Here is a 26,999-nt window from a genome sequence, read left to right on the forward strand (position 1 = left end):
TCGACCGGTATTCGCGCTTTCTTCATGGTCACCACTCAACCGGCGGGCCGCTCCCGGGGACATCGCCGAGACGCTCGACCGCATATCCGGCCGTCTACGATCTGGGCATGGACGCGCTGGCCGATCTCCTGGACGGCCCCCGGGCGCGAGGGGCCTTCCTGCTGCGGGCGACGCTGAGCCCGCCCTGGTCGGTGCGGATCCAGGACGAGGCGCCGCTGTGCCTGATCGCGATGGTGCGCGACGAGGCGTGGATCGTCCCGGACGGCGACCGGGCCGTACGGCTGGGGCCAGGTGACGTGGCGGTCGTGCGCGGGCCCAGCCACTACACGGTCGCCGACGACCCCGCGACCACGCCCCGGGTCGTGATCCACCCCGGGCAGGTCTGCACCACGCCGGACGGCCGCGTCGTCTCCGCGGAGATGGCCCTGGGCACGCGCGGCTGGGGCAACGACCCCGGCGGCTCGGCCGTGATGCTCGTCGGCGCCTACCCGATGCGCGGCGCGGTCACCGGCCGCCTGCTGGCGGCGCTGCCTGCGCTGCTCCTGCTGCGCGGCGACTCCTGGGACGGCTCCCTGGTCACGCTGCTCGGCCGGGAGATCGTCAAGGACGAGCCGGGCCAGGAGGTGGTGCTCGACCGCCTGCTCGACCTGCTGCTGATCGCCGTGCTGCGGGCCTGGTTCTCCCGCCCGGACGCGCGGGCCCCCGGCTGGTACCGGGCGCACGGCGACCCGGTGGTCGGGCAGGCGCTGCGTACGCTGCACGCCGACCCCGCCCACCCCTGGACGGTCGCCGAACTGGCGCGACGGGCGGGGGTCTCCCGCGCGGCGCTGGCGCAGCGGTTCGCGCGGCTCGTCGGCGAGCCGCCGATGGCCTACCTGACCGGGCTGCGGCTGGCGCGGGCGGCCGACCTGCTGCGGGAGACGGACGCGACGCTGGAGGCGGTGGCCCGGCAGGTGGGGTACGGCACCGCCTTCGCGCTCAGCTCGGCCTTCAAGCGGGAGCACGGAGTGAGCCCACAGCGGTACCGCGAGGGCCGGAGGGACCCGGACGCCTGAAAGCCGCAGGGGCGGCACGCCGGTCACGTGCCGCCCGCCGCGGGCCGTTCGCCGCGGGCCGTTCGTCAGGACGTGGCGAACGTGAACCAGTTGAGGTTGACGAAGTCGGCCGGTTGACCGCTGCTGAACGTCAGATAGACGGTGTGCCTGCCGGTGACGCCCGTGACGTTCGCGGGGATCGTCGTCCAGCTCTGCCAGCCGCCGGTGTTGCCCACGGCGAAGTCGCCGATCGGGGCCGCCGTCGGGCTGTCGAGCCGCACCTGTACGAGACCGCTCACGCCGCCCGCCGCGCCGGAGGCGACCCTGGCCTTGAACTGCCGCGCCGCCGTCGACCCGAAGTCGACGTTGTCGTAGCGCAGCCAGTCGCCGTTGGAGATGTAGGCGACGTTCTGCCCGCCGCCCGCGTCCTGGGTCGTCTCCGTCTGGGTGCCGCTCTGCGCCTGGTAGGCCTCGGCCTGGATGGTCGAGCGCGCGTCCACCCCGCCGGGGACGGGCGACGGGGATGCCGAAGGCGACGGCGAGGGGGACCTGGACGGGGAGGGCGAGGGCGACGGTGACGGCGAGGGTGACCGGGACGGGGAGGGCGACGGCGACGGGGAGGGCGACGGCGACGGGGAGGAGGTGGCTCCGCCCGCGCTGGTCGCCGTGGACCTGGCCGGCACGGTCAGGGTCCTGCCGTCGGAGAACCGCACCGTCCTGGCCGACGTGCCGAAGTTGTGCGCGACGTACGTCCGGGTGGAGCCGCTGACGAAGACGGCGGCGGTCGCGCTGTCCGCGGTCACGCCGGGGTCGACCGTGCCCATCCTGGCCAGGTTGTAGATCCAATGATAGGTGTGCGCGAGCGACTCCCCCGTCTCGGGCGTCAGCGTCGTGTATCCGGCGTCCCACGCGCTCTTCGCCGCGGCCGGGTCGGCGAGCGCCCTGAACTGCCAGACGACGTCCTTCCACTCGACCGCCGGGCCGCCGTTGTTCGCCTCCATCTCCGACAGGTTCTGCCGCACGTCGGCCTGGTAGAGCCCGTGGTAGAGCGACCCGCCGGTGACCGGCAGCATGTTGATCCCGTGGATCTCCTCGGGGTTGGCCGTCCACCAGGTCGAGTACGCCGCGCCGGAGCCCCAGATCATGCCCGCCGTGTCGTGCCCGAACGCCGCGGGGAAGACCGCGCCGTCCTTGTCGAACCAGTACTGCGCGATGGCCGCCGTCTGGGTCGTGTAGAGGTAGACGCCGAGGTCGCGCAGGGCGGTGTCACCCGTCGCCGCACCGAGGAGTATCGCCCCTGTCGCGAAGTTCATCGCCTCGGACGACGACTCCTCGTTGTTGCCCGCGGCGAACCCCTGGTGCCCCGACGCCCAGCCGTGGCCGGCGTACGCGTCGAAGTTGCGCAGGAACGGGAACCGGGTCTCCGACCTGTCCCAGTTGTTCGCGTCCGCGGCCAGCAGCCTGGCCATCGGCGCCCAGCTCGCCGCCCAGGACGTGTCGTACCTCGCCACGGTCGCGGCGGCCATCAGGTAGTAGCCGTAGTGGAAGTGGTGGTCGTTGACCTCGGTGTCGCTGCCGTACGAGGCGGGGTAGCCGGTGAGCACCCCCCACGTGGAGTCGTAGCGGAACTGCTCGGCTCCCCCGGCCGTGAACCAGCTCTCCAGCTCGCTCTTCAGCAGGCCGAGCAGCCTGTCGCGTGAGGTGGTGTCGCCGAGCTGGTCGGCGATCGGCACGAGCTGGGCGAGGCGTCCTAGCGCCTTGCCGGTCCAGTAGGTGTCGGTCGCGCCCTTCCACGGGTCGGCCGCGTTCGCCTCCTGCCTGACGTAGTCGCCGAGCCTGGTCCTGTCGTACGCGCCGAGGTCGGGCAGCGAGGGCAGCACGCCGTGGAACGTCTCGACGGTGCTGAACGACGTGCCCTCGCGCAGCTTCATCGTGCCGCGCGGCGAGACGTAGGTGTACGACGTCAGCGGGCTGCTCGTGGCCAGCCACTGGTGCCGGTAGAGCGCGAGCAGCGTGCCGGTCTGCGTGCCCTCCCTGGCCGAGGTGGTCGCCGTGTAGGTGGTGGTGAGCCGCGCGGACGCCTCGTCGTACGACCAGGTCACCCTCGTGCCGGTGACGAAGCTGAAGGCGTACTTCGCGAACAGGTCGAGCGTCGAGGCGGACGCGTCGGGCAGCGCGGCGACGGAGAAGTAGTTCTTCCCGCCGAGCGCGTCGGTCGCGACCGTGCCGCTGAGGTTCCAGTCGGTGCCGGACGGCCCGAAGATCCCGTAGTGGTGGCCGTTGACGGTGACGCCGAGGACGTTGCCCCGGTCGGCCCAGACCGCGGGCGTCGCCACGAACGCGACCCTGGCGTCGCCGCCGCTCGGCGAGGCGTAGACGTACGGCAGGCCGTGCCCGATGGTCGCCTTCAGCGAGCGCGCGCCGTCCGACCAGTACGGCGTGACGGTCCAGTCGGACCAGTCGTCCACCTTGGTGTCGGGCGAGTTGAGCCCGGTCACGCCCAGGGTGAGATCGCGGGCGTGCGCGAACTCGTACTGCCGGCCGTCCGAGCTGATCAACGGCGTCCCCGGGTAGCTGACCTCCAGCCCGCCGGACACCGCGCGGAAGGCCAGCGGGTGGCCGTACATGTTCTCCGAGTACGGGTTGCCCGCGTACCGCTGGAAGGCGAGCGACGACCACCAGTCGTTGGTGGGTACCTTGCGGGTGACGTTCGAGGTGACCTTGGGCGTGACAGGCGCGCCGGCCGAGTTGGCGGGGCCGCTGGCTCCGGCGGGCAGGTCGGTGGTGTAGCCGCCCGCGCCGACCGGGACCGTGGCGGCGCCGGCGGGCGTGGCAGGCAGGACGGGCAGTGACAGGGTGAGGGCGGTCAGGACGGCGAGGCCGAGGGTTCTGAGGGGACGAAATGGCATGGGCGACCTCCGCTGGGGGGTTCAACGGCTGCGGGAGGCAGGGCACCGGGCGGTTCCCGGATTCGGCGGCGTCATCCGGCAGCCTGCTGGAAGCGCTCTCAGCGTCGTTGACGCTAAGCGTGCTGAAATAGGCTGTCAACACGCAAGGAAAGTTTCACGACGAGCGCGAGAGCGCTCTCACATTGGAGACATCGTGCAGGGAGCCGTGAAGGGTTGACCGAGCAGACCATCACCACCACAGGGGAGGCCGCTGCGCCGCGGGCGGTCTTCCCCGACGGCTTCGTCTGGGGAGCCGCCACCGCCTCCTACCAGATCGAGGGCGCCGCCACAGAGGACGGCAGGGGTCCCTCGATCTGGGACACGTTCTCGAAGACGCCGGGCAAGGTCGCCGACGGACACACCGGCGACGTCGCCTGCGACCACTATCACCGCTACGCCGACGACGTCCGGCTGATGGCGGACCTGGGCCTCGCGGCCTACCGCTTCTCCGTGGCCTGGCCGCGGGTCGTGCCCGGCGGGACGGGCGCGGTCAACGCCGCAGGGCTGGACTTCTACGACCGCCTGGTCGACGAGTTGCTCGCCCACGGCGTCACGCCGTACGTGACGCTGTATCACTGGGACCTGCCGCAGCCGCTGGAGGACGCCGGCGGCTGGGCCGCGCGGGACACCGCCCGGCACTTCGCCGACTACGCCGCCGTCGTGCACGAACGGCTCGGCGACCGCGTCCGCACCTGGACGACGCTGAACGAGCCGTGGGTCGCGGCCTTCCTCGGCTACTGCTCGGGCGAGCACGCGCCGGGCAGGCGCGACCCGGCCGCCGCGTTCCGCGCCGCCCACCACCTGCTGCTCGGCCACGGGCTCGCGGCCCAGTCGCTGCGCGCGGCCGGCGCCGCGGAGGTCGCGCTCACCCTCAACCTCTCGCCCGTGGTCCAGACGGACGGCGGCGAGGACGCGGCGAGGCTCGTGGACGGGCTGCTGAACCGGCAGTTCCTCGACCCGGCCCTGCGGGGGCGCTACCCGGAGGACCTGCTGGAGATCGTCGCCCGCCACGGCGGCCTCGGCCACATCAAGGACGGCGACCTGGACGTCATCCACCAGCCGCTCGACCTGCTCGGCATCAACTACTACAACCCGACCCACGTGTCGGCGGCGCCCGGGCAGCCCGCGGCCCCGCCCTTCCCCGGCACCGAGGACATCCGGTTCGACCCCCCGGCAGGACCGACGACCGCGATGGGCTGGCCCATCGACCCGTCCGGCCTGGAGTCCCTGCTCGTACGGCTGTCGCGCGACTATCCCGAGGTCGGGCTGCTCGTCACGGAGAACGGCGCGGCGTTCGACGACCGGCCAGACGGCGACCGGGTGCGCGACGACGACCGCGTCGCCTTCCTCGACGGCCACCTGCGGGCGGCGCACGCCGCGATCGCCGCGGGAGCGGACCTCAGGGGTTATCTCGTATGGTCGCTGCTGGACAATTTCGAGTGGGCCTTCGGCTACCACAAGAGGTTCGGCATCGTGTACATCGACTTCGAGACCCAGCGGCGCGTTCCCAAGGACAGCGCGCTGTGGTATCGCGAAGTCGTCAGGCGCAACGGTCTGTAGGGACGCATGAAACAGGGGAACGCATGAAACGACCCACGCTGGAGGCGGTCGCGGCGCGGGCGGGAGTGTCCCGCGCGACCGTCTCCCGGGTCGTCAACGGGCAGCTGACGGTGACCCCGCAGATCAGGGATGCCGTCATGCGCGCCGTCGACGAGCTGGGATACGTCCCCAACTCGGCGGCGCGCAGCCTCGTCACCCAGCGGACGGACTCGGTCGCGCTGGTCGTGTCGGAGCCCCCGACCAGGGTCTTCTCCGAGGACCCGATGTTCTCCACGGTCATCCGCTCGGCCAGCCTGGAGCTGGAGGCCGCCGACAAACAGGTCGTGCTGATGCTCGCCGGCTCCCAGAAGAGCCACGCGAGGATCGAGCGCTACGTCGCGGGCGGCCACGTCGACGGGGTCATGCTGATCTCGATGCACGGCGCCGACCCGCTGCCCGCCGCCGTCGCGCGGATGGGCGTCCCCGCCGTCTCGTACGGCAGGCCCGCCGTCCCCGTACCCCTGCCGTACGTGGACAACGACAACGTGGGCGGCGCGGTGAAGGCGGTGCGCCACCTGCTCGACCGCGGCAGGCGGCGCATCGCCACGATCGCCGGGCCGCAGGACATGATCGGCGGCCAGGACCGGCTCGCGGGCTACCGCGACGCGCTGCGCGACTCCGACCGCCGCTCGATCGTCGCGGTCGGCGACTTCACCCGGCAGTCCGGCGCCGCCGCCATGCGCCACCTGCTCCAGGACGACCCGCAACTGGACGCCGTGTTCGTGGCCAACGACCTCATGGCGATCGGGGCGCTGCAGGCCCTGCGCCAGGCGGGCCGCCGGGTGCCCGACGACGTGGCCGTCGTCGGCTTCGACGACATCGAGGCGGCCCGCTTCACCGAGCCGCCGCTCACCACGATCAGGCACCCGGTCAGCGAGCAGGCCGCCGCGATGGTCCAGTTGCTGCTCGGCCTGCTCAGGGGCGGCCCCGCCGTGCCCGTGGTCCTCCCCACCGAGCTCGTCGTCCGCGACTCCGCCTGAGCCCGCGAGACGCCTGAGCCCGCGAGACGCCTGAGCCCGCGAGACGCCGGGGGAACGTGGCATTCCGGCGGCCGCTCGCATGACCGCGGGCGGCGCCCGGACCGTTCAGGCGAGCGCCTCGGTGATGCGGGCCAGCGCGTCGAAGGGCGCCAGGCCGTACGCGGAGAAGTCGACTGCCCCCGCCCCCGCCGTACGGGCGGCCCGGACCTTGGCGGCCAGCCGGTCCGCGGAGTCGGTGTCCGGCGCGCCGGGGCGCAGCACGACCCTCAGCTCGGGGTTCTTGCCCACCGACCTGCGGTAGGCCGCGACGTCGTCGGCCACCCTGGCGGGGTCCCTGGCGTACCCGAGCACGGCGAACGACGGGACCAGGTCGCCGAGCGCCAGCAGGTCGATCCCGAGCTGCCAGGAGTCGTGCGCGGCCAGACCGGCCGGGGGCAGCCCGTGTGCCTGGCCCTTGACCGCGCCCGTCGCGTCCGCGAACGTCAGCCGCGCGCCCTCGGCGCCCACGGCCGCCGCGACCTCGCCGACCAGCGTCGTGACGCTCTCCGAGCGGGCCCGCGCGTACGCCACCGCCTCCGGGCCCGCGTACGCCGTCAGCGCCGCCCGGGTGACCTCGCCCTCCGCGGGGGGATCGCCGTCCAGCACGCCTCCGACGATCCTGGCGCACTCCTGCCTGGCCACCTCGGCGTTCACCCCGAGGTCCGCCGCCGTGTCCATGCAGTGGGCGCAGAAGCACAGGCCGAACAGGAAGGCGTCCATCGGGCCGAGCGCCACCAGGCACCGGTCGTACGCGAAGGGCCCGAAGTGCAGCGACTCCGCCACGACCGTGTCCACCCCCTGCCGCGCCACTGCCCTCGCCAGCGCCACCGCGTACGCCCGCACGTCGGGGTGCGAGGGGCACAGGTCGGCCGGGGATCCGCGGTCGCCGAAGCAGTTCTCCACGGTCACGTCAGGGCAGGCCAGGCCGATCGTGGCGTTGCGCAGGAACACCGTCCAGCCGTGCAGCCGCATCCCCCGGTCGGCGCAGGCCAGGCGCAGCTCGTCGAGGGGCCCGTCCTCCGCCCCCGGCTGCACCGGCGGGGTCAGGCGCAGCCCCCCGAACAGGTCGTCAGGCGGGAGGAAGTGGACGCCGTCGCGGCGCAGCGTCAGCCGCGACGCGCCGTGCGGGGTCACGTCCCTGCCCTGGTGGAAGGCCGCGGCCACGGCCAGGCCTCGCACGCCGTACGCCGAGGCCCGGTCGAGCAGCCCCCGCACACCCTCCGCGCGCAGGTCCTCGACGTAGACGTACAGGGCGCTGTCCATCGTCAGCGGCCCGCGTACGCCGCGAAGAGCTCGCCGGCCCGGGGGCCGGGCGCGCCCGGCCCCGAGGTGCGCGGGACGCCGCCGGCCACCACGGCCCGCGAGTGGGGCCCGATCGGCGGGGCGTCCTCGGCCGTACGGGTCTCCTGCTTGCCAGCCATCGTCACCGCTCCGGAAGATCAGAAATACGTATTGATCAAATCAATCACGACGTCGTCGTCGTCCACCACGGGGATGACGCGCCACTTGTCGAAAGCCGTGCACGGATGGGAGAGCCCGAACGACACCAGGTCTCCCGGGCGCAGCCCTGCGTCGCCGCTGAGATAGGCGTGCTGGTCCCACAGCTTGACGACCGTCACCCCGGTCAGCGGCTCGGCCGGCTCGCCGCCACGCCGCACGGCCTTCGGGGACGGCAGGTGCAGGTCGTACGGCACGTCGCGCTTGCCCATCCCCACCAGCACGATGCCGGGCTCCGGCACGGACAGGACCTGGGCCCAGACCTCCAGCGCCGGCCGCAGCTCGCCCGCCAGCCGGTTGTACGGCGTGGTCTCGCGGTAGAAGCCGTCGTCGTGGGCGATGTAGGCGCCGCTGCGCAGCACCACGGTCGCGCCGAGCTCCTCGGTCAGCGGCGCGAGCTCCTCCGCCACCAGGTCGAACCACGAGCTTCCCCCGGCGGAGACCACCAGGGGACCCGTCACCCACGGCGCCACCGCCCGCGCCGCGCGCGCCAGGTCGCGCAGGTACGCCCGGACCTCTTCGGCCGTCCCAAGGGTGCCCTCGTAGCCGGCGACCCCGGCCGGCTCGGTCCCCGGAGCATCGCGCAGCGCCCTGGCGACCTCAAGCAGCTCGTCCTGATTCCGGCAGCCGGTCCTGCCGCCCGGGTGGCCGAGCTCGACCAGCACCCGGAACGGCGTCTCGCCGGCCGTCTCGTCGAGCGCGCGCACGCCCTCGGCCGAGTCGGCGTAGCAGAGGAAGTCGAAGTGGCCGATCTCGGCGGCCAGCCGGCGCAGCGCGCCCCGGTCGAGGATCTCGTTGGCCAGCAGCACCCGGGGCACGCCGAAGGAGCGGTGCACGAGCACCTGGCCCGCCGTGGCGGCGGTGACCCCCCACGCCCCGGCGTCGAGCTGCGCCTGGACGAGCTGGGGCGACATCGTGGTCTTGGCGTGCGGCGCCAAGGCGAGCCCGTGCCGGTCGGCGAACGCCGCGAGCGTCGCGATGTTGTGGTCGATAGCCGAACGCCTCGCCGTCATGACCGGCCAGGTGAACATGCCGTCGAACAGGGAGTGCCGGGCCGCGGCGAACTCCCGCCCGCCGACCGGCTCGCCCTGCCACAGGAAACCGCGCGTACGCGCGTCGACGACGATCTCGGGGAGTTCCCCGGTCCGGCCCGTTTCGCGCGCCGGGGCCCGGTCCTGGGTCTGGCCCGAACTCTGGTGCCAGGTCTGGTCCTGGGGGCCGTCCGCGAAACTCACGCCGCCCCCTCGCTGTCCCGGTTCAGACCACCTCGTGGATCGTACTGGACCGCGCCTGCGGTGGCGGACTCCGCGCCTTCGTGACCGGCGGCGCGCGAGCGGAACGCGGGAAATCGTCGTAGGGGCTCGCTACAGTGCGTCAGCAGTGGGCACGAGTTCCGCGACGATCACCCGATGGGACCGGTACGAGCGACAGAGCCCCGCGAGGCGGTCTCCGTTCGATCACATGTTCGATATAGGGTGTGGTGATCCTCGCAGGGAGCCCGTCCCCGCGCCAGCGGGTTCACGTGTGCGTGGGCAGACCACGCGTATCGAACAGGAGCCACCCATGACCGAACCGAAGACCCTCACCCTCGATGTGCCGGGCTGCGTTCTGCACTACGACGTGCGCGAGGCAGAGGACACCACGGAACCGGTTCTGCTGCTGATCGGATCGCCGATGGACGCGGCCGGATTCGGCGCCCTCGCACGGCACTTCCCCGACCGTACGGTCGTCACCTACGACCCGCGCGGGAGCGGGCGCAGCAGGCGGACCGACGGCTCGGTGGAGTCGACGCCCGAACTGCACGCCGACGACCTGCACCGGCTGATCGGCGCGATCGGAGGCGGGCCGGTGGACATCTTCGCCAGCAGCGGAGGCGCGGTCAACGCGCTCGCCCTGGTCGCCGCGCATCCGGAGGACGTGCGCACGCTCGTGGCGCACGAGCCCCCGGCCGTCGAGGTGCTGCCCGACCGGGAGCGGGCGCTGGCCGCCGTGGCCGACATCCGGAGCACCTACGACCGGGAGGGTTTCGGCCCCGCGATGGTGAAGTTCTCCGCGATCGTGAGCCACCAGGGCGAGATCCCGGCTGACTTCGCCGACCAGCCGCTGCCGAGCCCGGCCGACTTCGGGCTGCCCGCGGAGGACGACGGTTCGCGGGACGACGTGCTGTTCGCGCAGAACCTGGTCACCTGCACGGGTTACCGGCCCGACTTCGAGGCGCTGCGCGCGGCCCCGACCCGCGTCGTCCTCGCCGTCGGCGTCGAGTCGGAGGGCCAGCTGGCCTGCCGCGCGGGCACGGCGATCGCCGAGCGGCTCGGCGGCGAGCCCGTCGTCTTCCCCAGCAACCACGGCGGTTTCCTCGACGACACCTACGGCATGCCGGGGGACCCGGACGGCTTCGCCGTCGCCCTGCGCAAGGTCCTCGCCGAGCAGGCATAACCGCGCGGCGGGTCCTCGCGGAGCGGACGCGGGCAAACCGGGCGACCTCCACCAACCCCACCGGCGCCCGGTAGGCGCGGATGCGGGTCACTTACGGCAGGCCGCCCCGGCCCGCGCTCGCCCAGACGGGCGCGGGACGCGGGGTTCGTCCACGAGCAGGCCGCCGCCGGTCAGCGCGGCGACAAGGTCGCGATCGGATCAGTCGGACGGTCCCGGCACGCGCGACGAGCCGGCGCAGTCGACCGGCCGCAGGAGGGGTTTGCGCTCCAGCAGTTCGCGGGCGCGGGCGCGGGCGAGGTTCCAGCCGTTCCAGGGGTCCGGCTCGTAGAGGCCGTTGACCGCGACCACCTCGCGCAGCACGCAACTGCGGTCCGGCTCCGGCAGGCGGTCCAGGATCGGCACGGCCTCCGCCCCCAGTTCGCTGAGGTAGCCGTGGTCGAGCCGTTCCACGCCCCGCACCGTGAGCTGGGTCTCCGCGACCCGCGCGTCGGGGTCCCACACCGCGAACACCAGCAGCGAGACGCCCGTGAGCAGCACGATCCCCCGGGAGAACCAGGCCGTGACGCCGCCGAACAGCCGCATCGCTCCCGCCACCAGGACCAGCACGAACACCGCGCCGAGCCACCAGATCGTCGCCTCCACCGACGCCCGCAGCCGCGACAGGCCGTACGCGTCGGTGTAGAGGCCGAGCCGGTGCAGCGCCGAGGCGAGGACGACCAGCGTGAACGCGCACAGCAGGCCGAGCAGGACGGCGAGCAGCCAGCGGTCGGCCCGGCCGCGCGGGCGCACCAGGGCGACGGCGGCGGCCACGATGGCGAGCACGAAGACGCTGACCGTGACGAGTTCGAAGAACCCCGACCGCGCGTACTCCGCATAGGTGAGCCTCGCCGTCGACAGCACCCTGCGGCTTCCGCCGGACAGCACCGAGACCTGGACGGTCACGAACGCCGCGAACAGCAGGTTCAGCCCGGCCAGCGGGATCACCCACACCTGGCGGCCGAGGGGCATCCGCAGGTCGGGTGTGGCGGGCGCGGGCGCCGGGCGCATGCCCACCAGCACCGCCGCCGCCGCCAGCACCGCGAACACGCAGAACACGAAGGCCCGGTACGGCAGGCTCCGCGCCCATTCCGGCGTCTCCAGCAGGTCGCTGAGGAAGGCCGAGAAGACGGCGTCGGCGGAGGAGAACAGCAGGCCGAAGACGGCCAGCAGCACGACGGTCACGGCGGCGCCGACCAGCGTGGGCAGCATCCGCCGCCGTCGCCGCACCAGGGCGCGCAGCGGCCCGGCGAGGAACCACGGCGTCGGCAGCACCGCGAACGCGACCGAGACCGCTCCCCTGATCATGGCGAGCCAGCCCCTGCCGCCGCCCGACAACGCCAGAGACCCCATGCCGAACGCGGCCAGCAGCACCGGCACCACCAGCCATTCGGCGTCACGGAAGATCGCCACGGAGACCAGGGCGTACCCAAGGACGCCGAAGGCCAGCGTCCACGGGTTGACCCGGCCGCGCCGGAGCGGCAGCACCGAGGGGAACACCACCGCGCCCATCGCCACCGCCGTCAGCACGAGGCCCAGCCCCGCCGACGCGTACGGCAGGGTGAGGGCGGCGACCAGCCCTGCCGCGGCGGCGGCGGGCAGCAGCCGGCGGGGCGGCTCGGGCAGGTCAGGCTGCGGGAACAGCGGCGGCGGCACATAGGCGGGCGGCGGAGTGGCCGATTGGTCGGTGGAGCCGTGCTGCGCGGCCCGCGTGCGCTGAATGTCCAGTGCTCGGGTGTCCAGTGCTCGCGCGTCCAGGGCTCGCGCGTCCGGTGTGCGCTGGGCGTCGAGGACTCGCGTGTCCGGGGATCGCGTGCCCGGCGGGCCTGGCGTGGGCGTAGCTGCGCTCGACGGTGGCGAGGACGCGCTCGCGGACCGCCGGACCGTCGAGGAGCCACGGGTCGCCCCCGCGACGGCGCCGACGGCGGTGAACAGCACCAGGGGCAGGATGCCCATACTCCGCACGCCGAGGAAGATCGGCGCGATCAGCCCGGCGGTGAATCCGGCGAACATGCCGACGCCCGCCCCGAGGGCCGCCCGCGCCAGGTGCCGGGCGGAGTCGTCGGCCGCGCCGGGCTGTGACGCGAACCTCTGTCCGGCTGCCACCTGACCGGGCGCCATCTGACCGGCCGCTACCTGGCCGGCGCCGCCCGCCGCCTGATCCGGCCGGCCCGCCCCGGAGTGGACGAGGCCCGGCCGCCCGGAGCCCTCCCGGTGGTCGTCGCCGCCCTCGCCGCCGTCCGGGAGGACGCCCGGGTTCACGCTCCCGGCGTGCGCGGGCTCCGCGGCCCCGCGAGGCGGAGCCGGGGACTCGTGGGAGGACCCCGGGCTCTCCGTCTGACGGTCCCCTGGTCGATCGCCACCACCGGAGGGCAGGGGCGCGGGCGGCCACGCGTCCTCGCCCCGCGCGCCGGGAGCGGGCCGTTCCGCGCCGGAACCCGGCGCGGCGAGCACGGGCGGCGAAGCCGCGACCTGCGCAGCGGTGATCCGCGCGCTGACCTGCACAATGGCCTGCGCGGCGGCGGAACCCGGCGCGGCAGCGTGTGCTGCGGCGGAACGGGACGCGGCCACCTGCCCGGTGGCGGAACCCGGCGCGGCAGAACCCGACCCGGTGACGTCTGCGGCGGTGGAGTGCGAAGCGGCCGTGTCACCGGCGTTCTCCGGCCCGTCGGCCGCCCTGGCGCCGCTCACCGCCGGATCGCCGCCGTCCCCGGGTGAGCCCTCCCCGCCGGGGCTGCCAATGAGCCGGCCCGCGCCCGCCCGCCGGATTTCCAGCTCATGCCTTCGCTCGCCGGCGCGGACGGGGCCCTCCACGCTCTCCTCCGCCGTCTGCTCCCTGTGCCGCGGCAGCGCGACGACCATCCGGCATCCCGGGGCCGTCCCCCGGTCTCGCTCCGAAGGCCGTCCCACGGCCGGGAGCGGGTCCGCCACCGAGATCGACCCGCCGTGCAACTCGACGATCTCCTTGGCGATGGCGAGGCCGAGCCCGGCCCCGCCCGCGTCGGCGGCGCGCCCGGCGTCGAGCCGCGAGAAGCGCTCGAAGACCCGGGCCCGCTCCGCCTGCGGGATGCCCGGCCCCTGATCGGTGACGGATATCTCCAGGTTGGGACCGGCGCTCCGCGCCTCCACCCGGACCATGCCGCCGGGCGGGCTGTGCCGTACGGCGTTGTCGAGCAGGTTGGCCAGCACCTGGGCGAGGAGGGCTCCGTCCGCGGGCAGCGCCGTCCCCGGCGTGACGGCGTTCACCACCGTCACGTCGTCGCGCGCGATAGCCGCCTCCGAGACGGCCTGGCGGCACAGCGACGCCAGGTCAAGCTCCTCCGGCTCGATCAGCCGCGCCCCCGAGTCAAGCCGCGACAGGTCGAGGAGCTGGGCCACCAGGCGGCCGAGCCGCTGCGTCTGGGCGAGCGCCGTGCCCAGGGTGTCGAGGTCGGGCGGTGTGACGCCGTCCACGACGTTCTCCAGCACGGCCTGCAGGCCGGTGATGGGCGTGCGCAGTTCGTGGCTGACGTTGGCGACGAGCTCGCGCCGTTGCCGGTCGACCTCTGCGAGGTCGGCCGCCATGGCGTTGAACGCCCGCGCCAGCTCCCCCACCTCGTCGCGGGACGTGGCGGTCACGCGCAGGCCGTACCGGCCCTTGGCGATCGTCTGCGCGGCGGCGGCCATCTCGCGCAGCGGCCGGGTCATGCCGCGGGCGAGGAGCTGCACCATGATCAGCGCGAGCACGACGGCGATCGCGATCCTGAGATCCCGGGACAGGCTCGCGTTGATGCCGACCTCGTTGACGACGAACGCCACCACCACGGCGAGGACGATCACGATGCCGAGCTTGACCTTGATCCGGCCGAGGAAGTCGAGCGGCCTCATCGTCTGGCTTTCTCCGTTGCGGTGCGCGTCACGGACGGACGAGCGCGTATCCCACGCCGTGGACTGTGCGGACGACGTCCGGGCCGAGCTTGCGGCGCAGCGCGCGGACGTGGCTGTCCACGGTCCGGGTCGCGGCGGCCTCGGAGAAGCCCCAGATGTCCGACAGCAGCCGTTCCCGCTCGAAGACGTGGCCTGGCCGCTCGGCGAGACGCCGCAGCAGGTCGAACTCGGTCCGGGTGAGCTGGGCCTCGGTCCCCTGGACGAACACGCGGCGCTCGGCCGTGTTGATCTCGACGTCGCCGATCCTGATCACCCTGTCGTCGTGGGCCAGCAGGTTGGCCCGATCCACCCGCCGCAGCAGCGCGTGGATCCTCGCGACGAGTTCTCTCATGCTGAACGGCTTGGTGAGGTAGTCGTCGGCCCCCACGGCCAGGCCGACCAGCACGTCGGTCTCCTCGCCGAGCGCGGTGAGCATGAGCACCGGCACCGGCCGGGCCGCCTGCATCCTGCGGCACACCTCGAGCCCGTCCAGGCCGGGCAGCAGCCGGTCGAGGACGACGATGTCGGGCTCCGCCTTGGCGTACGCCGCGAGCGCCCCCTCACCGTCGACGGCGACACGGACGTCGAAGCCCTCCGCCACGAGCCGGAGCCGTACGGCGTTGGCGATGGTGGCGTCGTCCTCCACCACGAGGACACGACGTTGCTGCGGAGTTGCCATGCACGGAAGCGTAAATCCCCGCTGTGCAGAGCTGTCGTCCCGGAATGTGCAGATCCCGTGCACCGGGAGAATCCCGCGGCCCGCGGGCCGCGCGCCACCCGGGCCGCCACGGCGTCCGCGCATCGCCCGGGAAGCGCGCCGGGCGGGAAGCGCACCGGGCGCCGAATCCGCTGGTCAGGGGGTTTCGCCCCCCGGTTGCGGGTAGCCACGATATGACCACGAAGGAGGCTCTGATGGACCGCCACTCAAGGCCGGAGACCATGCGGGAGAACGACGTGATCGATCTCCTGACGCACCAGCACGCCCACATCCGTGAGTTGTTCGACGAGGTCGACCGATGCCAGGGGGAGGAACGCAAGGAGGCGTTCAGCCGCCTCGTCCGCCTGCTAGCCGTCCACGAGACGGCGGAGGAGGAGATCGTCCACCCCTACGCGCGGCGCAAGCTGGTCGGCGGCGACGCGATCGTGGACAACCGTCTGCAGGAGGAGGAAGAGGCGAAGGAACTGCTCAGCCGTCTCGACGACATGGACGTGACGACTCCGGAGTTCTCCCATGAGCTCGACAGGCTGCGGGCCGCCGTGTTCGCCCACGCCGCCGCCGAGGAGCGCTACGAGTTCTCCGAGCTCAAGGCGTGCACGTCCGACGCGGAACGCAAGGCCATGGCCGTGGGCGTCAAGGCCGCGGAGGCGATCGCGCCCACGCATCCGCACCCCGGGATCGAGTCGGCGACCGGGAACATCCTGATGGGCCCGCCGATCGCGATCATGGACAGGGCCCGCGACGTGATCCGCAAGGCGATGGGCAAGCAGGAGTCCGGCGAGGGCTGAGTCTCCCGCGTTTCCGCCGCTGGGGGCGCGGCGGAACTCGGCCGGGACTTCGGACGTTCTCCCAGCGACGCGCGACGACGTTCCGCGCGGGACCCGACACGAAAGGCCTGACGATGTCGCCACTGGGCAAGTATTACGTTGGCGCGGCGGTGGTGGCCGTGCTGGTCTTCATCCTTCCGGTGCCGACGCTCCTGGCCTGGCTAATCACGATCGGCGCGCTGGGAGCGCCGGTCGTCGCCTATTTCATGCTCGACGAGTCGCAGCGCGCGCGGCTGCGGCGCATCCGCCGGCGCCAGATCGGCGGCTGAGCCGGCCTCACCGGCCGCGCGGCCTGTCCACAGCTCGCCCATAACGCACTCCGGCCGGGCGCCGTCATGGCGCCCGGCCGGAGTGCGTTCACGTGACGGCGCTCACCGGGCGGCCCTCACGAGCGGAGCGGCGCCTCACGAGCGGAGCGGCGCCTCACGAGCGGAGCGGCGCCTCACTAGGCGGCGGCGAGCCTCCTGCGGACCCGCTCGGTGACGTTCCGCTCCAGGACGAACGACAGGAACGGAATCGTGCCCGCGATGAGCACGAGCAGCAGGTAGCCGATCGGCCAGCGGGACTTGAGCAGGCCCAGGTTGATCGCGGTCACCAGATAGACCATGTACAGGAAGCCGTGGATCGGCCCGACGATCGCGACCATGGTGCTGTTGTCGAAGCCATACTTGACGATCATGCCGGCACACAGCAAGAGCAGCATCACGCCCACGATGTAGGCCACGACGCGGTAGTAGTTGAGCGCGGATTCCACGGCGATCATTACCTCTGCTGGGGAAACGGTCACCACACCATATCCGCGTGAGGAGGTGGTCCGGGCCGCAGGGCCCGTCAGACCTCCGCGCGCGCGGCGGGCTCGGCCGGCTCGGAATCCGGCCGCTCCTCTCCCTTGCGCCGCCTGCGCAGGTCGTCGCGGACGAAGTGGAACCACATGTACACGGCGAACAGCGCGAAGATCCACCACTGGAGTGCGTAGGCCAGGTTCTTCCAGTTGAATCCGCTGCCTATGGTCGGCGGGGGCGCGGCCACCGGCGTGACGCGAGACGGCGGCTCCTGCGCGCTCATGACGACGAACCCGTCCCGCAGCCGCGCGTCCGGCCACGTGTTGATCAGCTCCGCCGTCGACACGGTCGCCACCTGCCCGCGCGGCAGGTTGCCGTTGCGCATCACGTCGTCGGTCTGCTCGGCGGGCCGGAGCCGCCCGGTCACGGTGACGGAGCCCTCCGGCACGGCCGCGGCGGCGTCGGCCGCTGTCGCGACCCAGCCGCGTACGACGGGGATGGTCGTGCCGTCCGCGAGCCGCAGCGGGGTGAGCAGCCAGAAGCCGCTCCCCTTGGCCGCCCTGCCGCCGGGGGCGGCGACGTCCGCGACGCGGTCGGCCACCAGCAACTGGTTCGCGGCGTCGTAGGTCCCCGTGGCCGTCACTTGGCGGCTGATCGCGGCGCCGGTGAGGTGGCGGCCCACCTGGGCCAGCTCGGTGACGGAGACGGGCGCGGGGTCGGGGGCCCGTCGTGGGGCGCCCGACGCCTCGAAGACGCCGAGCTGCCAGCGGCCGAGGAAGGTGAAGGACACGAGCACCCCGATGACCAGCAGGTGCAGGACCACCAGCCGGGGAGCCAGGAGGGTGCGGAGCATGGACACAACGCTATCCGCAGGCCACGCCGGTCCGGTACTCGCGCCCGGGTCGCGGGCGGCGGCGAGGAGGAGCCCTCACGTCAGCGCCGCCGGAGGGTAAAATCCGACAAATCGCAGCCGGGGCACAGCCCGGGTCGCTAGAGTCGTGCCATGTCCGACCCTCAGATCGACCCGGCCGGAAACACTCAGGCTTTCCGTGCCTTCGCCCAGCAGCAGGACGCCACGGCTTCCAACGAGCAGCCGTCCCGCCTGCCGATTTGGATCGCCGTCGGCGCGGCGGTCGTCGTGGTCCTCGCTGTGGTGGCGTACCTCCTGGTTCGCTGACATACCCGTGCCAGCCGCCGACGACCGCGCCCGTCGGCGGCTTTGTCATGCCCGCGGCCCGTCCGGGCGGGCTCCGGATGACCGGACTTCGGCTCCTGGACCCGGCTGGGACGCGCGAATACGTTGGACTCGACTCCAATAGGACGGGAGGCCGCATGCCCGGTCCGGGCATCACGATCATCGGCTCCGGGTTCGCCGGACTCTGCATGGCCATCAAGCTCAAGGAAGCCGGCTACCACGACTTCGTGATCCTGGAGAAGGCCGGCGACCTCGGCGGCACCTGGCGCGACAACACCTATCCCGGCTGCGCCTGCGACGTCCCCTCGCCGCTGTACTCCTTCTCGTTCGAGCTCAACCCCGGATGGTCGCGGCTGTTCTCCCCCCAGGAGGAGATCTGGGACTACCTGCGGGCCTGCGCCCGGACGTACGGCCTGGAGCCCCACCTGCGGTTCGGCACGGAGGTCCGCGGGCTGGAGTACGACGACGAGCGCGCCGTGTGGCGCGTGTCGACCGGCGACGGGGAGACGTTCGAGACCCACGCCGTCGTGTCCGGCATCGGCGCCCTGCACGTGCCGTCGTTGCCCGAGATCCCCGGCCGCGACCGGTTCGCCGGCCCGGCGTTCCACTCCGCCCGGTGGGACCACTCCGCGGACCTGACCGGCAGGCGCGTCGCGGTCGTCGGCACCGGCGCGTCCGCCGTCCAGTTCGTCCCGGTCGTCGCCGAGCAGGCGAGCCGGCTCACCGTGTTCCAGCGCACCCCTCCGTGGATCCAGCCGAAGCCCGACGTGCCGATCGAGGGGCGGCTGAAGCGGGCGCTGGAGAAACCGGGAGCGGCCCGCCTGCTGCGTGACGCCGTCTACCTGCTGCTGGAGACCCGGGCCGTGGGCTTCACGATCGACCCGCGGCTGATGAGCGTCCACCGGGCCATGGCCGAGCGGCACCTCGCGCGGCAGGTGCCCGATCCCGGACTGCGCGCCAGGCTGACCCCGGACTACACGATCGGCTGCAAGCGCATCCTGCTGTCCAGCGACTACTATCCCGCTCTCACCAGGGACAACGTCGAGCTGGTGACCGACCGGATCACCGAGATCACGGAACACTCCGTCGTGGACGCCACGGGCCGCGAGCACGAGGCCGACGTGATCGTCTACGGCACGGGCTTCCGCGTGGCCGACTCCCTCGCCGAGCTGCCCATCACCGGCAGGAACGGCCTCAAGATCCAGGACGCGTGGCGCGACGGCATCGAGGCCTACCACGGCGTCACCACCGCGGGCTTCCCCAACCTGTTCTTCCTGCTCGGCCCCAACACCGGTCTCGGGCACAGCTCGGTCGTCTTCATGATCGAGTCGCAGGTCCGGTACGTCATGGAGTGCCTGCGGCTGCTGTCCAGGACCGGGGCGAGGGCCCTGGACGTACGGCCGTCGGCGCAGCGGGCCTACAACGACCGCCTGCAGCGGCGGCTCGAACGGCTGGTGTGGAGCGAGGGCGGCTGCACCAGCTGGTATCTGGACGAGCACGGCACGAACCGCACGCTCTGGCCCGGCTTCACCTTCGAATACTGGGCCCGCACCCGGAAGGTGAAGCCGGAGGCCTACGAGCTCATCGGCGCCCGATGCTGACCAGAGGGGCTGACCAGAGGGGCTGACCGGGGTCAGCGGCGGGTGCTGACCACGAGGGCGCTGCCGCCGCCCCGCCTGGCCGGCTCGGCGACCGCCTGGACGCGGCCGTCCCGCAGGAACTCCAGGCCGGTCGCCGCGCCGATCTCGCCCGCCGGCGGCCCGGGGACGTCCGTCAGCGTGTGACCGAGCGCGGTCAGCTCCGCGCCGTACCGCTCGACGAACCCGGGCTCGGCCTGGGTGGCGGCGGTGTTGCGCTGCGAGGCGCGCGGCGCGGCCACCGCCTCGGGCAGCGACATGCCGAAGTCGAGCCGGTTCAGCAGGATCTGCAGCACGGTCGTGATGATCGTCGCGCCGCCGGGAGAGCCGACGGCGAGCAGCGGCTTGCCGCCCTTGAGCACGATGGTGGGGGCCATGGACGACCTCGGGCGCTTGCCGGGCGCGGGCAGGTTCGGGTCGCCGGGCGCCGGGCCGAAGGTGAAGTCGGTCAGCTCGTTGTTGAGCAGGATGCCCCGGCCGGGCACCACGATCCCGCTGCCGCCGGTCTGCTCGATCGTGATGTTGTAGGCCGCCACGTCGCCCCAGCGGTCGGTGACCACGAGGTGGGTGGTCTCCGGCCCCTCGCTCTTCTCCTCGGGTACTGAGGCGGGGGCGGGCGATGAGCACGCGGAGTAGGACCCGTCGGGCGACCCGGGCGCGGCCGGATGCGCCATCGCCCGCGGGCCGATCAGGCAGGCGCGCTCCTTGGCGAACCCGTCGGACAGCAGCGCGCCGAGCGGCACGTCCGCGTGCGCCGGGTCGCCGACGTAGGCGTTGCGGTCGGCGAAGGCGAGCCTGGACGCCTCCAGGTATTCGTGTGTCCCGATCTTCGGCAGGGCCTCCAGGATGTTCAGCGCCTCCCCCACGGTCGAGCCGCCCGACGACGGCGGCGCCATGCCGTACACGTCGAGGCCCTTGTACGTGACCTTGGTGGGCGGCCGTTCCAGCGCCCGGTAGGCGGTGAGGTCGGACACCTCCATGAGCCCTGGCCTGACGTTCCTGGTGGCGCCCGCGCGCACCGGCGGCTTCTTCACGGTGGCGACGATCTCCCGGCCGAGCGCGCCACCGTACAACCAGGATGGGCCGCGGACGCCCAGTTCGCGGTACGTGCGCGCGAGGTCGGGGTTGCGGAAGACCGAGCCGACCGGCGGCGGCTGCCCGCCCGGCAGGTAGAGCGCGGCGGTCGAGGGGAAGTCGGCGAACCGGTCGGCGTTCTGCAGCGTCTGGTCGTGGAACGTCTGGTCGACGACGAAGCCCTTCTCGGCGATCTGGACGGCGGGGCGCAGCACCTCGCGCAGCGGCATGGTGCCGTACTTGCGCAGCGCCGTGTCCCAGTGGGCGACGCTGCCGGGCACGCCGACCGACAGCCCGCTGGTGACGGCCTCCGCGAACGGGATGCCCTCCAGCGTCGTCGGGGTCATCGCCTGCGGGGCGGTCTCCCGCCCGTCGATCGTGGTCACCTTTCGCTTGCGGGCGTCGTAGTAGACGATGAAGCCGCCTCCGGCGAGCCCGGCCGAGTAGGGCTCGGTCACGCCCAGCGCGGCCGCCGCCGCCACCGCCGCGTCCATGGCGTTGCCGCCCCGGCGCAGCACCGTGAGCGCGGCCTTGCTCGCGTCCAGGTCCACGGTCGCCACGGCCCCGCCGTAGCCCTCCGCGACCGGCCGCTTGACCTCATGCGGAGGCGGAGGTGGAGGAGGATGCACGCCCGCCCAGGCGGGCGGGACGAGGAACCCCGCCAGCGTGACCAGTCCCAGCGACGTCACGACGACATTCCTCATGCCCGGCACCTCCATCACATGCGCGATCGCTCCAGCATGACTCACGCGAGTCAGAATCGCTGCGGAAATGTCCGCATTCGGACGTGGGTCCTGCCGCTACTCCTCCCGGCGTACGGCGGACTGCGGCGGCGGAGGGATGCGGCGACCGGCGGCGATGGCCTAGCGTGCGGGATGTGCGCCCCGGTTCCACGTTGTATCGCCGCATTGATCCCGTTCTGCCGGTCGTCGTCGGGATCCTCGAGGTGTTCCTGTCGATGGGCGCCCAGTACGGTCAACTGCGTAACCCCGACCTCGGGCGGGTGCCGCTGACCTGGTGGGGTTACACGCTGCTGCTGGTCGGGGCGTTCTCGATCGCGCTGCGCCGCCGGTCCCCCGTCGGCGCGCTGGCCCTCACGCTGACGGCGACCTCGGTCTACATGCTGTTCGACTACGCGTACGGGCCCGTGTTCCTCAGCCCGATAATCGTGATCGTCAACGCGGTGCTGTCCGGGCACCGCCGCGCGGCGTGGCTGTCGACGGCGGCGTTCTTCCTGTTCGTGGTCGTCTACGCCACCTGGCTCATCCCCCACGGCGCGAGCCTCTTCCACCACACCGCCGTCGCGGCGTACCTGCTGCTCACGCTGACCGCCGCCGAGTTCTACCGCGTGCGCCGCGAGCGCCTCGCCGAGCGCAAGCGGGTCGAGCGGGAGGAGGCCAGGCGGCAGGCGAGCGAGGAACGGCTGACCATGGCCCAGGAACTGCACGACGTGCTCGCCCACAACATCTCGCTGATCCACGTCCAGGCGTCCACCGCGCTGCACCTGCTCGACGGCCACCCCGAGCAGGCCCGCACCGCGCTGAGCACGATCAAGCAGGCGTCCAAGAACGTGCTGACCGAGATGCGCGGCGTGCTCGACCTGCTCAGGGACGGCGCGCCGCGCTCCCCCACGGCCGGGATGGCCCACCTGGCCGACCTGACCGGGCGCAGCGGCCTGCCGGTCAGGCTGGAGGTCGCCGGACGGGAACGCCCGCTGCCCGCGAGCACCGACCGGGCCGGCTACCGGATCGTCCAGGAGTCGCTCACGAACGTCTCGCGGCACGCGCCCGGTTCGCGGGTGACCGTCCGCGTCGCGTACGCGCCGGAGGAACTGGTCGTGGCGGTCGAGGACGACGGCGCGGGCGCGGCGCGGGCCGAGACGGGCCTGGGCGGCGGCAACGGCATCCCGGGCATGCGGGAGCGCGCCGCCGCGCTCGGCGGGTCGCTGACGGCCGGTCCCCGGCCGGGCGGCGGCTTCCGGGTCGAGGCCCGGCTCCCTCTTCCCCTGTCCGACGGCCAGAAGGAGCCGATGTGATACGTGTCCTGCTCGCCGACGACCAGGCACTGGTCAGGGCCGGGTTCCGCGCCCTGCTCGACGCGCAGGAGGGCATGACCGTCGTGGGCGAGGCGGCGGACGGCGAGCAGGCCGTCCTGCTCTCCCGGGACCTGCGCCCCGACGTGGTGCTGATGGACATCCGCATGCCCGGCACCGACGGCCTGACGGCCACCCGCCGCATCGGGGAGGATCCCGCCCTCTCCGACGTCAAGATCATCATGCTGACGACGTTCGAGCTGGACGAGTACGTCTTCGCGGCCCTGCGCGGGGGCGCGAGCGGCTTCCTGGTCAAGGACACCGAGCCGGCCGAGCTGATCCAGGCTGTGCGGGTGGTGGCCTCCGGCGACGCCCTGCTGTCCCCCGGCGTGACGCGCAGGCTCATCGCCGAGTACGTCGCCCGCGCCAAGGAGCCGGGCATCACGACCAGCCTCGACGCGCTGACCGAGCGGGAGCGGGAGGTGCTCGCGCTCGTGGGCGCCGGCCTGACCAACGACGAGATCGCCACGCGGCTCTACATGTCCCCTGCGACGGCCAAGACCCACGTGAGCCGCACGATGACCAAGCTCCACGCTCGCGACCGGGCCCAACTCGTCGTCATCGCGTACGAGTCCGGCCTGGTCAGGCCCGGCTGGCTATGAGGCCGCCTCGTCCCGGCGGCACTCCTCCAGCTCCGCGCGCAGGGCGGCGAGCGTCGCGGCGGTCCTGGCGAGGTCCTCGGCGGGGAGGCGTGCCGTACGGGCGGCCAGTTCGTTCGCGACGGTGGGACGCGCGGCCTCCAGGATCCGCGAGCCCTCCGGCGTGAGGCTGAGCACGGAGGACCGCCGGTCCTCCGGATGTGCCGTGCGCACGCACAAGCCCGCCCCCTCCAGCCGGTCGACGGCCTTGCTCACGGCGCCGACCGTGATCCCCACCTCGCGCACGATGTCGAGCACGCGGCACCCGGGAATGCGGTCGATGATCTCCAGGAACTCGAACTGGCCCAGGCCGACTCCGTGCTCGGCGCGCAGCCGGTCGCTCACCGCGTTGTAAAGCCGGGTCTCGGCACGCACGAGGTCGACGAACAGGCGAGTGACGTCCGTCACAGTTTCCGCTCCTATAGATTCGGAGGAATCATCTTCCTTGGAATCGGGTTGAGGCTCACATAAGCGCATTCCAAGTAATACATTCTCGCATCCTCGATCCCATGGGAGGTCACCGATGACCCGCCTGCAGCGCGAGGCCGTCGACGCCCTGCACCGCAACGCCCCCGTTCACCCGAACCCGACGCTCGCACAGCAGCGCGCCGGGTTCGCCGCCGCCCTCACCCGGCCCGCCCCCGACGACGTCGCGGTGCGCGAGACGGCGCTCGGCGGTCTTCCCGCGCTCGATCTCACCCCGGACACCGCCACCGGCCGGGGGCAGCTGCTCTACCTCCACGGCGGCGGCTACGTCCTGGGGTCACCCGCCACGCACACGGGGATCGCGGGCCAACTGGCGTCCCGGGCCCGGCTGCGCACGATCTCGCCGGACTACCGGCTGGCCCCCGAGCACCCCTTCCCCGCCGCGGTGGACGACGGTCTCGCCGCCTACCGGGCACTGCTCGGCGAGGGCGTACGCCCGGACGAACTGGTGCTCGCCGGCGACTCCGCCGGTGGCGGGCTCGCCATCGCCACTCTCGTCGCGGCCCGCGACGCCGGGCTGCCACAGCCGGCCGGCGTCGTCGTCTTCTCCCCGTGGGTCGATCTGACACTCGCCGGGCAGAGCATGACCACCAAGAAGGACGCCGACCCGATCTTCACGCGCGAGGCGATCCAGGCGTTCGCCACCCCCTACCTGGCCGGCCAGGACCCCGCCCATCCACTGGCGAGCCCGATGTTCGCCGACCTGCGGGGCCTGCCGCCCTTACTGGTGCAGGCCGGCTCGAACGAACTCCTGCTGGACGACGCCGTCCGGCTCGCCGCACGCGCCGCGGCGGACGACGTCGACGTCACGCTGCGGGTCTGGGCGCAGGTGCCGCACGTGTTCCAGAACCACTTCGGCCATCTCGACGAGGCCGACGAGGCGCTCGACGAGGCCGCCCGCTTCCTGTCCGTACGGCTCCGGAGCGGGCTGATGTCCGGCTGACGGCATCCCCCGGCAGGGCCGGCGGCCGGCCCTGCCGGGGCGAGGAAGGCGACCCCTCTAGTCGGCGAGCGGCTCCTGGAGCTCGGTCACCCACCCGGCGGGGTCTCCCCCGGCCTCCAGGTAGAGCTCCCTCGCGTACCCGGCGGACCGGTGACCGCCGTCGGCGATCCACCGCGCCAGCGTCTGCGCGGTCGGCAGGACGTCGTCCATCGAACCCCGGTGCACGATCGTGGCCGCCCGTTCGATCGCGGGCAGGTCCACGACCGTGAGGGCGTCGTCCGCGGGCGCCACCGCGACCGGCATGGCGGCGTGCGCGAGGACGCCGTCGCCGCCCGGGGCGTCCTCGTAGTAGGCGATCCCCGGCCCCACGGGAGTCACCCCGGCATCGGCCAGCCTGCGGCACAGCTCGTCGAACAGCGGGCCGAGGACCGGGCTGATGTCCTCCGGCCCGTAGCTGCGCACCACGGCGCTCATCTCGGCCACCCGGACGGCCGGCACGCGCTTGACCACCACGTCGTCGGTTCTCATTCGTCCCTCACTCTCGATCGTCCGGAGCCTCGCCTCGACCTGGGCCAGCCGTGCCGTCGCCGCGGCCATCGCCGCCTCCAGCTCCGCCTGCCGCAGCCGCAGCATCCCGCGCAGTTCCTCCGCGCTCACCTGCTCGTCCAGGACCTCACGCACCTGCCTGAGGGTGAAGCCCAGGTCCTTGAGCGCGGTGATCCGGTTGAGCCGGGCGAGCTGGCCCGCCTCGTAGAAGCGGTAGCCGCTCGCGGGATCGACGTGGGCCGGGCGCAGCAGCCCGATCGCGTCGTAGTGGCGCAGCATGCGGACCGACACGCGGCCGTGCCTGGCGAAGTCTCCGATGGTGAACATGATGGGCCGATTCCAGCGCCTCACACGGTGTCAGGGTCAACGGCGCCCATGCGGACGCTCCGGGGCGGCGCGCCCAGCGGTTCTGGCAGCCGTAGCGGGCCGCGGCCGGGGGTGATCGTGCCGAGCACCCGAGGCCCGGCCGCGCCGGTGCAGGCGGGCACCGTGCCGGGCAGGCCGTGCGCGGTCAGCCAGCCGAGATAGGAGAACGCGATCGCCTCCTTGGCATCCGAGGGCACGCCGAGGTCGTCGCTCGGCAGCAGCCGCAACCCCGCGGCCCGCACGTGCAGGGCGCGCATCAGGGCCGGGTTGCGCACCCCGCCGCCGGACACGACCACCGTGCCGAGCCGGTGCCGCCGGATCTCGGCCGCGACCGTCTCGGCGGTGAGCGCCGCGAGCGTCGCCAGCAGGTCCGGGAGCCCCAGCGCGTACGGCACGGCCACCCGCTCCAGGTAGCCCGCGTGGAACAGCTCCTTGCCCGTCGTCTTGGGCGGCGGCCGGTGATAGTAGGGCTCGGCGAGCAGCTCGGCCAGCAGGCCCTCGTGGACCTTCCCCGCCGCGGCCAGCCTGCCGTCCTCGTCGTACGGCCTGCCGGTGGCGGCGAGCACGGCCGCGTCCAGCAGCGCCGAGGCCGGGCCGGTGTCGTAGGCGAGCGGCGGCTCGCCCACCGTGGAAGCCACGGTGAGGTTGGCGATGCCGCCGAGGTTGAGGGCGCCGGCCCGCCCCGCCGACGCGGGCAGCCGGGACAGCAGCGGCAGGTCGAAGGCGGACACGAGCGGCGCGCCCTGCCCTCCGGCCGCCACGTCGCGCACCCGCAGGTCCGACACGACCGGGACGCCGAGCCGTTCGGCGATCCAGGCGGACTGGCCGAGCTGGAGCGTCCCGCGCACACGCCCCTCCTCGACCCAGTGATACACCGTCTGCCCGTGTGAGCAGACGAGGTCGGCGGCCGGGCAGCGCGCCGCCGCATCGGCGAACGCCTGCCCGACGAGCGTGTCGAGACGGCAGACCTCGCCCATGTCCGTGCTGTTCGGCGGCAGCGCGGCGACGATCGCGGCCCTCAGGCCGGGCGGGTACGGCACCGTGCCGGTGTGCTCCACGACCCCGCTGAGCACGTCGCCGTCCGCCGACCAGCGGACGAGAGCGCAGTCGATCCCGTCGTGTGAGGTCCCCGAGATCAGTCCCAGCACGCGCATGGCCACCTCGCGAGAACCCGCTAGCCGGCGGGGACCATTGTACGAAGAGGTCACGTAGCGAACGGC

At 73.0% G+C, this 26,999-nt stretch carries 24 protein-coding genes and 1 pseudogene; 12 read left to right on the forward strand and 13 right to left on the reverse strand.

The features are described 5' to 3' along the window. Positions 1 to 107: 107 nt before the first annotated feature. Positions 108 to 1,055 (forward strand): AraC family transcriptional regulator, encoded by a 948-nt coding sequence (locus HHX31_RS28930; protein WP_169952113.1) that lies wholly within the window; start codon positions 108 to 110, stop codon positions 1,053 to 1,055. Positions 1,056 to 1,120: 65 nt separating this feature from the next. Here the strand turns inward: HHX31_RS28930 and HHX31_RS36055 are convergent, their stop codons facing one another. Next, entirely contained in the window at positions 1,121 to 1,534 is a 414-nt protein-coding gene (locus HHX31_RS36055; protein WP_396712049.1) for a carbohydrate-binding protein, read from the reverse strand. On the opposite strand from HHX31_RS36055, the gene HHX31_RS36060 reads away from it, so the two are divergent. After that, positions 1,515 to 1,874, forward strand: coding sequence for a hypothetical protein (locus HHX31_RS36060; protein ID WP_396712052.1), 360 nt, complete (start codon positions 1,515 to 1,517; stop codon positions 1,872 to 1,874). The two genes, HHX31_RS36055 and HHX31_RS36060, sit on opposite strands and share 20 nt — an antisense overlap. Before the next feature lie 35 nt (positions 1,875 to 1,909). On the opposite strand, the pseudogene HHX31_RS28935 reads toward HHX31_RS36060, so the two are convergent. After that, positions 1,910 to 3,943, reverse strand: a pseudogene (locus tag HHX31_RS28935) (glycosyl hydrolase); the annotation flags it as partial. Positions 3,944 to 4,156: 213 nt separating this feature from the next. On the opposite strand from HHX31_RS28935, the gene HHX31_RS28940 reads away from it, so the two are divergent. Beyond that, on the forward strand, positions 4,157 to 5,542 hold the full coding sequence (locus tag HHX31_RS28940) for a GH1 family beta-glucosidase (protein ID WP_169952117.1): 1,386 nt from the start codon (positions 4,157 to 4,159) through the stop codon (positions 5,540 to 5,542). Positions 5,543 to 5,565: 23 nt separating this feature from the next. Next, positions 5,566 to 6,561 (forward strand): LacI family DNA-binding transcriptional regulator, encoded by a 996-nt coding sequence (locus tag HHX31_RS28945; RefSeq protein WP_169952119.1) that lies wholly within the window; start codon positions 5,566 to 5,568, stop codon positions 6,559 to 6,561. A gap of 105 nt (positions 6,562 to 6,666) precedes the next feature. Here HHX31_RS28945 and HHX31_RS28950 read toward each other — a convergent pair whose 3' ends face one another. From HHX31_RS28950 to HHX31_RS28960, 3 genes are read right to left on the reverse strand one after another with little or no spacing between them, the layout of a single operon-like run. After that, positions 6,667 to 7,863 carry a hypothetical protein gene (locus HHX31_RS28950; protein ID WP_169952121.1) on the reverse strand — a complete coding sequence of 399 codons (1,197 nt, stop codon included), beginning with the start codon at positions 7,861 to 7,863 and terminating at the stop codon, positions 6,667 to 6,669. Between the two features lie 2 nt (positions 7,864 to 7,865). Then, positions 7,866 to 8,021 (reverse strand): hypothetical protein, encoded by a 156-nt coding sequence (locus tag HHX31_RS28955; protein ID WP_169952123.1) that lies wholly within the window; start codon positions 8,019 to 8,021, stop codon positions 7,866 to 7,868. 18 nt (positions 8,022 to 8,039) lie between these two features. Then, positions 8,040 to 9,332, reverse strand: coding sequence for an alanine racemase (locus tag HHX31_RS28960; RefSeq protein WP_169952125.1), 1,293 nt, complete (start codon positions 9,330 to 9,332; stop codon positions 8,040 to 8,042). Positions 9,333 to 9,660: 328 nt separating this feature from the next. Here HHX31_RS28960 and HHX31_RS28965 point away from each other — a divergent pair, with 328 nt between their 5' ends. After that, the gene (locus HHX31_RS28965) at positions 9,661 to 10,533 is read left to right on the forward strand and encodes an alpha/beta fold hydrolase (protein ID WP_169952127.1); all 873 of its coding nucleotides are present in this window, start codon (positions 9,661 to 9,663) and stop codon (positions 10,531 to 10,533) included. 198 nt (positions 10,534 to 10,731) lie between these two features. Here the strand turns inward: HHX31_RS28965 and HHX31_RS28970 are convergent, their stop codons facing one another. Together HHX31_RS28970 and HHX31_RS28975 are read right to left on the reverse strand one after the other, a co-directional pair. Continuing rightward, positions 10,732 to 14,436 carry a DUF4153 domain-containing protein gene (locus HHX31_RS28970; protein WP_169952129.1) on the reverse strand — a complete coding sequence of 1,235 codons (3,705 nt, stop codon included), beginning with the start codon at positions 14,434 to 14,436 and terminating at the stop codon, positions 10,732 to 10,734. Between the two features lie 28 nt (positions 14,437 to 14,464). Continuing rightward, positions 14,465 to 15,154, reverse strand: a complete 690-nt coding sequence (locus tag HHX31_RS28975) for a response regulator transcription factor (protein ID WP_169952131.1) — start codon at positions 15,152 to 15,154, stop codon at positions 14,465 to 14,467. Positions 15,155 to 15,387: 233 nt separating this feature from the next. Here HHX31_RS28975 and HHX31_RS28980 point away from each other — a divergent pair, with 233 nt between their 5' ends. Then, positions 15,388 to 15,981 carry a hemerythrin domain-containing protein gene (locus tag HHX31_RS28980; RefSeq protein WP_249346919.1) on the forward strand — a complete coding sequence of 198 codons (594 nt, stop codon included), beginning with the start codon at positions 15,388 to 15,390 and terminating at the stop codon, positions 15,979 to 15,981. 113 nt (positions 15,982 to 16,094) lie between these two features. After that, positions 16,095 to 16,289 (forward strand): hypothetical protein, encoded by a 195-nt coding sequence (locus HHX31_RS28985; protein ID WP_169952133.1) that lies wholly within the window; start codon positions 16,095 to 16,097, stop codon positions 16,287 to 16,289. Between the two features lie 176 nt (positions 16,290 to 16,465). Here HHX31_RS28985 and HHX31_RS28990 read toward each other — a convergent pair whose 3' ends face one another. Then, positions 16,466 to 16,783, reverse strand: coding sequence for a DUF3817 domain-containing protein (locus HHX31_RS28990; RefSeq protein WP_169952135.1), 318 nt, complete (start codon positions 16,781 to 16,783; stop codon positions 16,466 to 16,468). Positions 16,784 to 16,851: 68 nt separating this feature from the next. Next, positions 16,852 to 17,655: an SURF1 family protein gene (locus HHX31_RS28995; RefSeq protein ID WP_169952137.1), complete on the reverse strand. Its 804-nt coding sequence runs from the start codon at positions 17,653 to 17,655 to the stop codon at positions 16,852 to 16,854. Positions 17,656 to 17,805: 150 nt separating this feature from the next. Here HHX31_RS28995 and HHX31_RS29000 point away from each other — a divergent pair, with 150 nt between their 5' ends. Next, positions 17,806 to 17,979 (forward strand): hypothetical protein, encoded by a 174-nt coding sequence (locus HHX31_RS29000; RefSeq protein ID WP_169952139.1) that lies wholly within the window; start codon positions 17,806 to 17,808, stop codon positions 17,977 to 17,979. A 155-nt stretch (positions 17,980 to 18,134) separates the two neighbouring features. Continuing rightward, positions 18,135 to 19,598, forward strand: coding sequence for an NAD(P)/FAD-dependent oxidoreductase (locus HHX31_RS29005; protein ID WP_169952141.1), 1,464 nt, complete (start codon positions 18,135 to 18,137; stop codon positions 19,596 to 19,598). 32 nt (positions 19,599 to 19,630) lie between these two features. Here HHX31_RS29005 and ggt read toward each other — a convergent pair whose 3' ends face one another. Further along, a complete protein-coding gene (ggt, locus tag HHX31_RS29010) occupies positions 19,631 to 21,412 on the reverse strand; it encodes a gamma-glutamyltransferase (protein WP_169952143.1) in 1,782 nt (593 codons plus the stop codon). Between the two features lie 173 nt (positions 21,413 to 21,585). Here ggt and HHX31_RS29015 point away from each other — a divergent pair, with 173 nt between their 5' ends. Both HHX31_RS29015 and HHX31_RS29020 read left to right on the forward strand, forming a co-directional pair. After that, the gene (locus HHX31_RS29015) at positions 21,586 to 22,743 is read left to right on the forward strand and encodes a sensor histidine kinase (protein ID WP_311932286.1); all 1,158 of its coding nucleotides are present in this window, start codon (positions 21,586 to 21,588) and stop codon (positions 22,741 to 22,743) included. Next, complete coding sequence (locus HHX31_RS29020; protein ID WP_169952145.1) at positions 22,740 to 23,402, forward strand: response regulator transcription factor; 663 nt, start codon at positions 22,740 to 22,742, stop codon at positions 23,400 to 23,402. Before HHX31_RS29015 ends, HHX31_RS29020 begins: the two co-directional genes overlap by 4 nt. Here the strand turns inward: HHX31_RS29020 and HHX31_RS29025 are convergent. Further along, positions 23,397 to 23,846 (reverse strand): MarR family winged helix-turn-helix transcriptional regulator, encoded by a 450-nt coding sequence (locus tag HHX31_RS29025; protein WP_169952147.1) that lies wholly within the window; start codon positions 23,844 to 23,846, stop codon positions 23,397 to 23,399. The genes HHX31_RS29020 and HHX31_RS29025 overlap by 6 nt on opposite strands. Before the next feature lie 115 nt (positions 23,847 to 23,961). Between HHX31_RS29025 and HHX31_RS29030 the strand changes: the two genes are divergently transcribed. Beyond that, a complete protein-coding gene (locus HHX31_RS29030) occupies positions 23,962 to 24,867 on the forward strand; it encodes an alpha/beta hydrolase (RefSeq protein ID WP_169952149.1) in 906 nt (301 codons plus the stop codon). Positions 24,868 to 24,924: 57 nt separating this feature from the next. On the opposite strand, the gene HHX31_RS29035 is transcribed toward HHX31_RS29030, so the two are convergent. Together HHX31_RS29035 and HHX31_RS29040 are read right to left on the reverse strand one after the other, a co-directional pair. After that, positions 24,925 to 25,740, reverse strand: a complete 816-nt coding sequence (locus HHX31_RS29035; protein ID WP_169952151.1) for a MerR family transcriptional regulator — start codon at positions 25,738 to 25,740, stop codon at positions 24,925 to 24,927. Positions 25,741 to 25,760: 20 nt separating this feature from the next. Further along, positions 25,761 to 26,933 carry an anhydro-N-acetylmuramic acid kinase gene (locus tag HHX31_RS29040; protein WP_169952153.1) on the reverse strand — a complete coding sequence of 391 codons (1,173 nt, stop codon included), beginning with the start codon at positions 26,931 to 26,933 and terminating at the stop codon, positions 25,761 to 25,763. Positions 26,934 to 26,999: the final 66 nt, after the last annotated feature.

It is taken from the genome of Microbispora sp. H11081 (assembly GCF_012999535.1).
Classification (GTDB): Bacteria; Actinomycetota; Actinomycetes; order Streptosporangiales; family Streptosporangiaceae; genus Microbispora.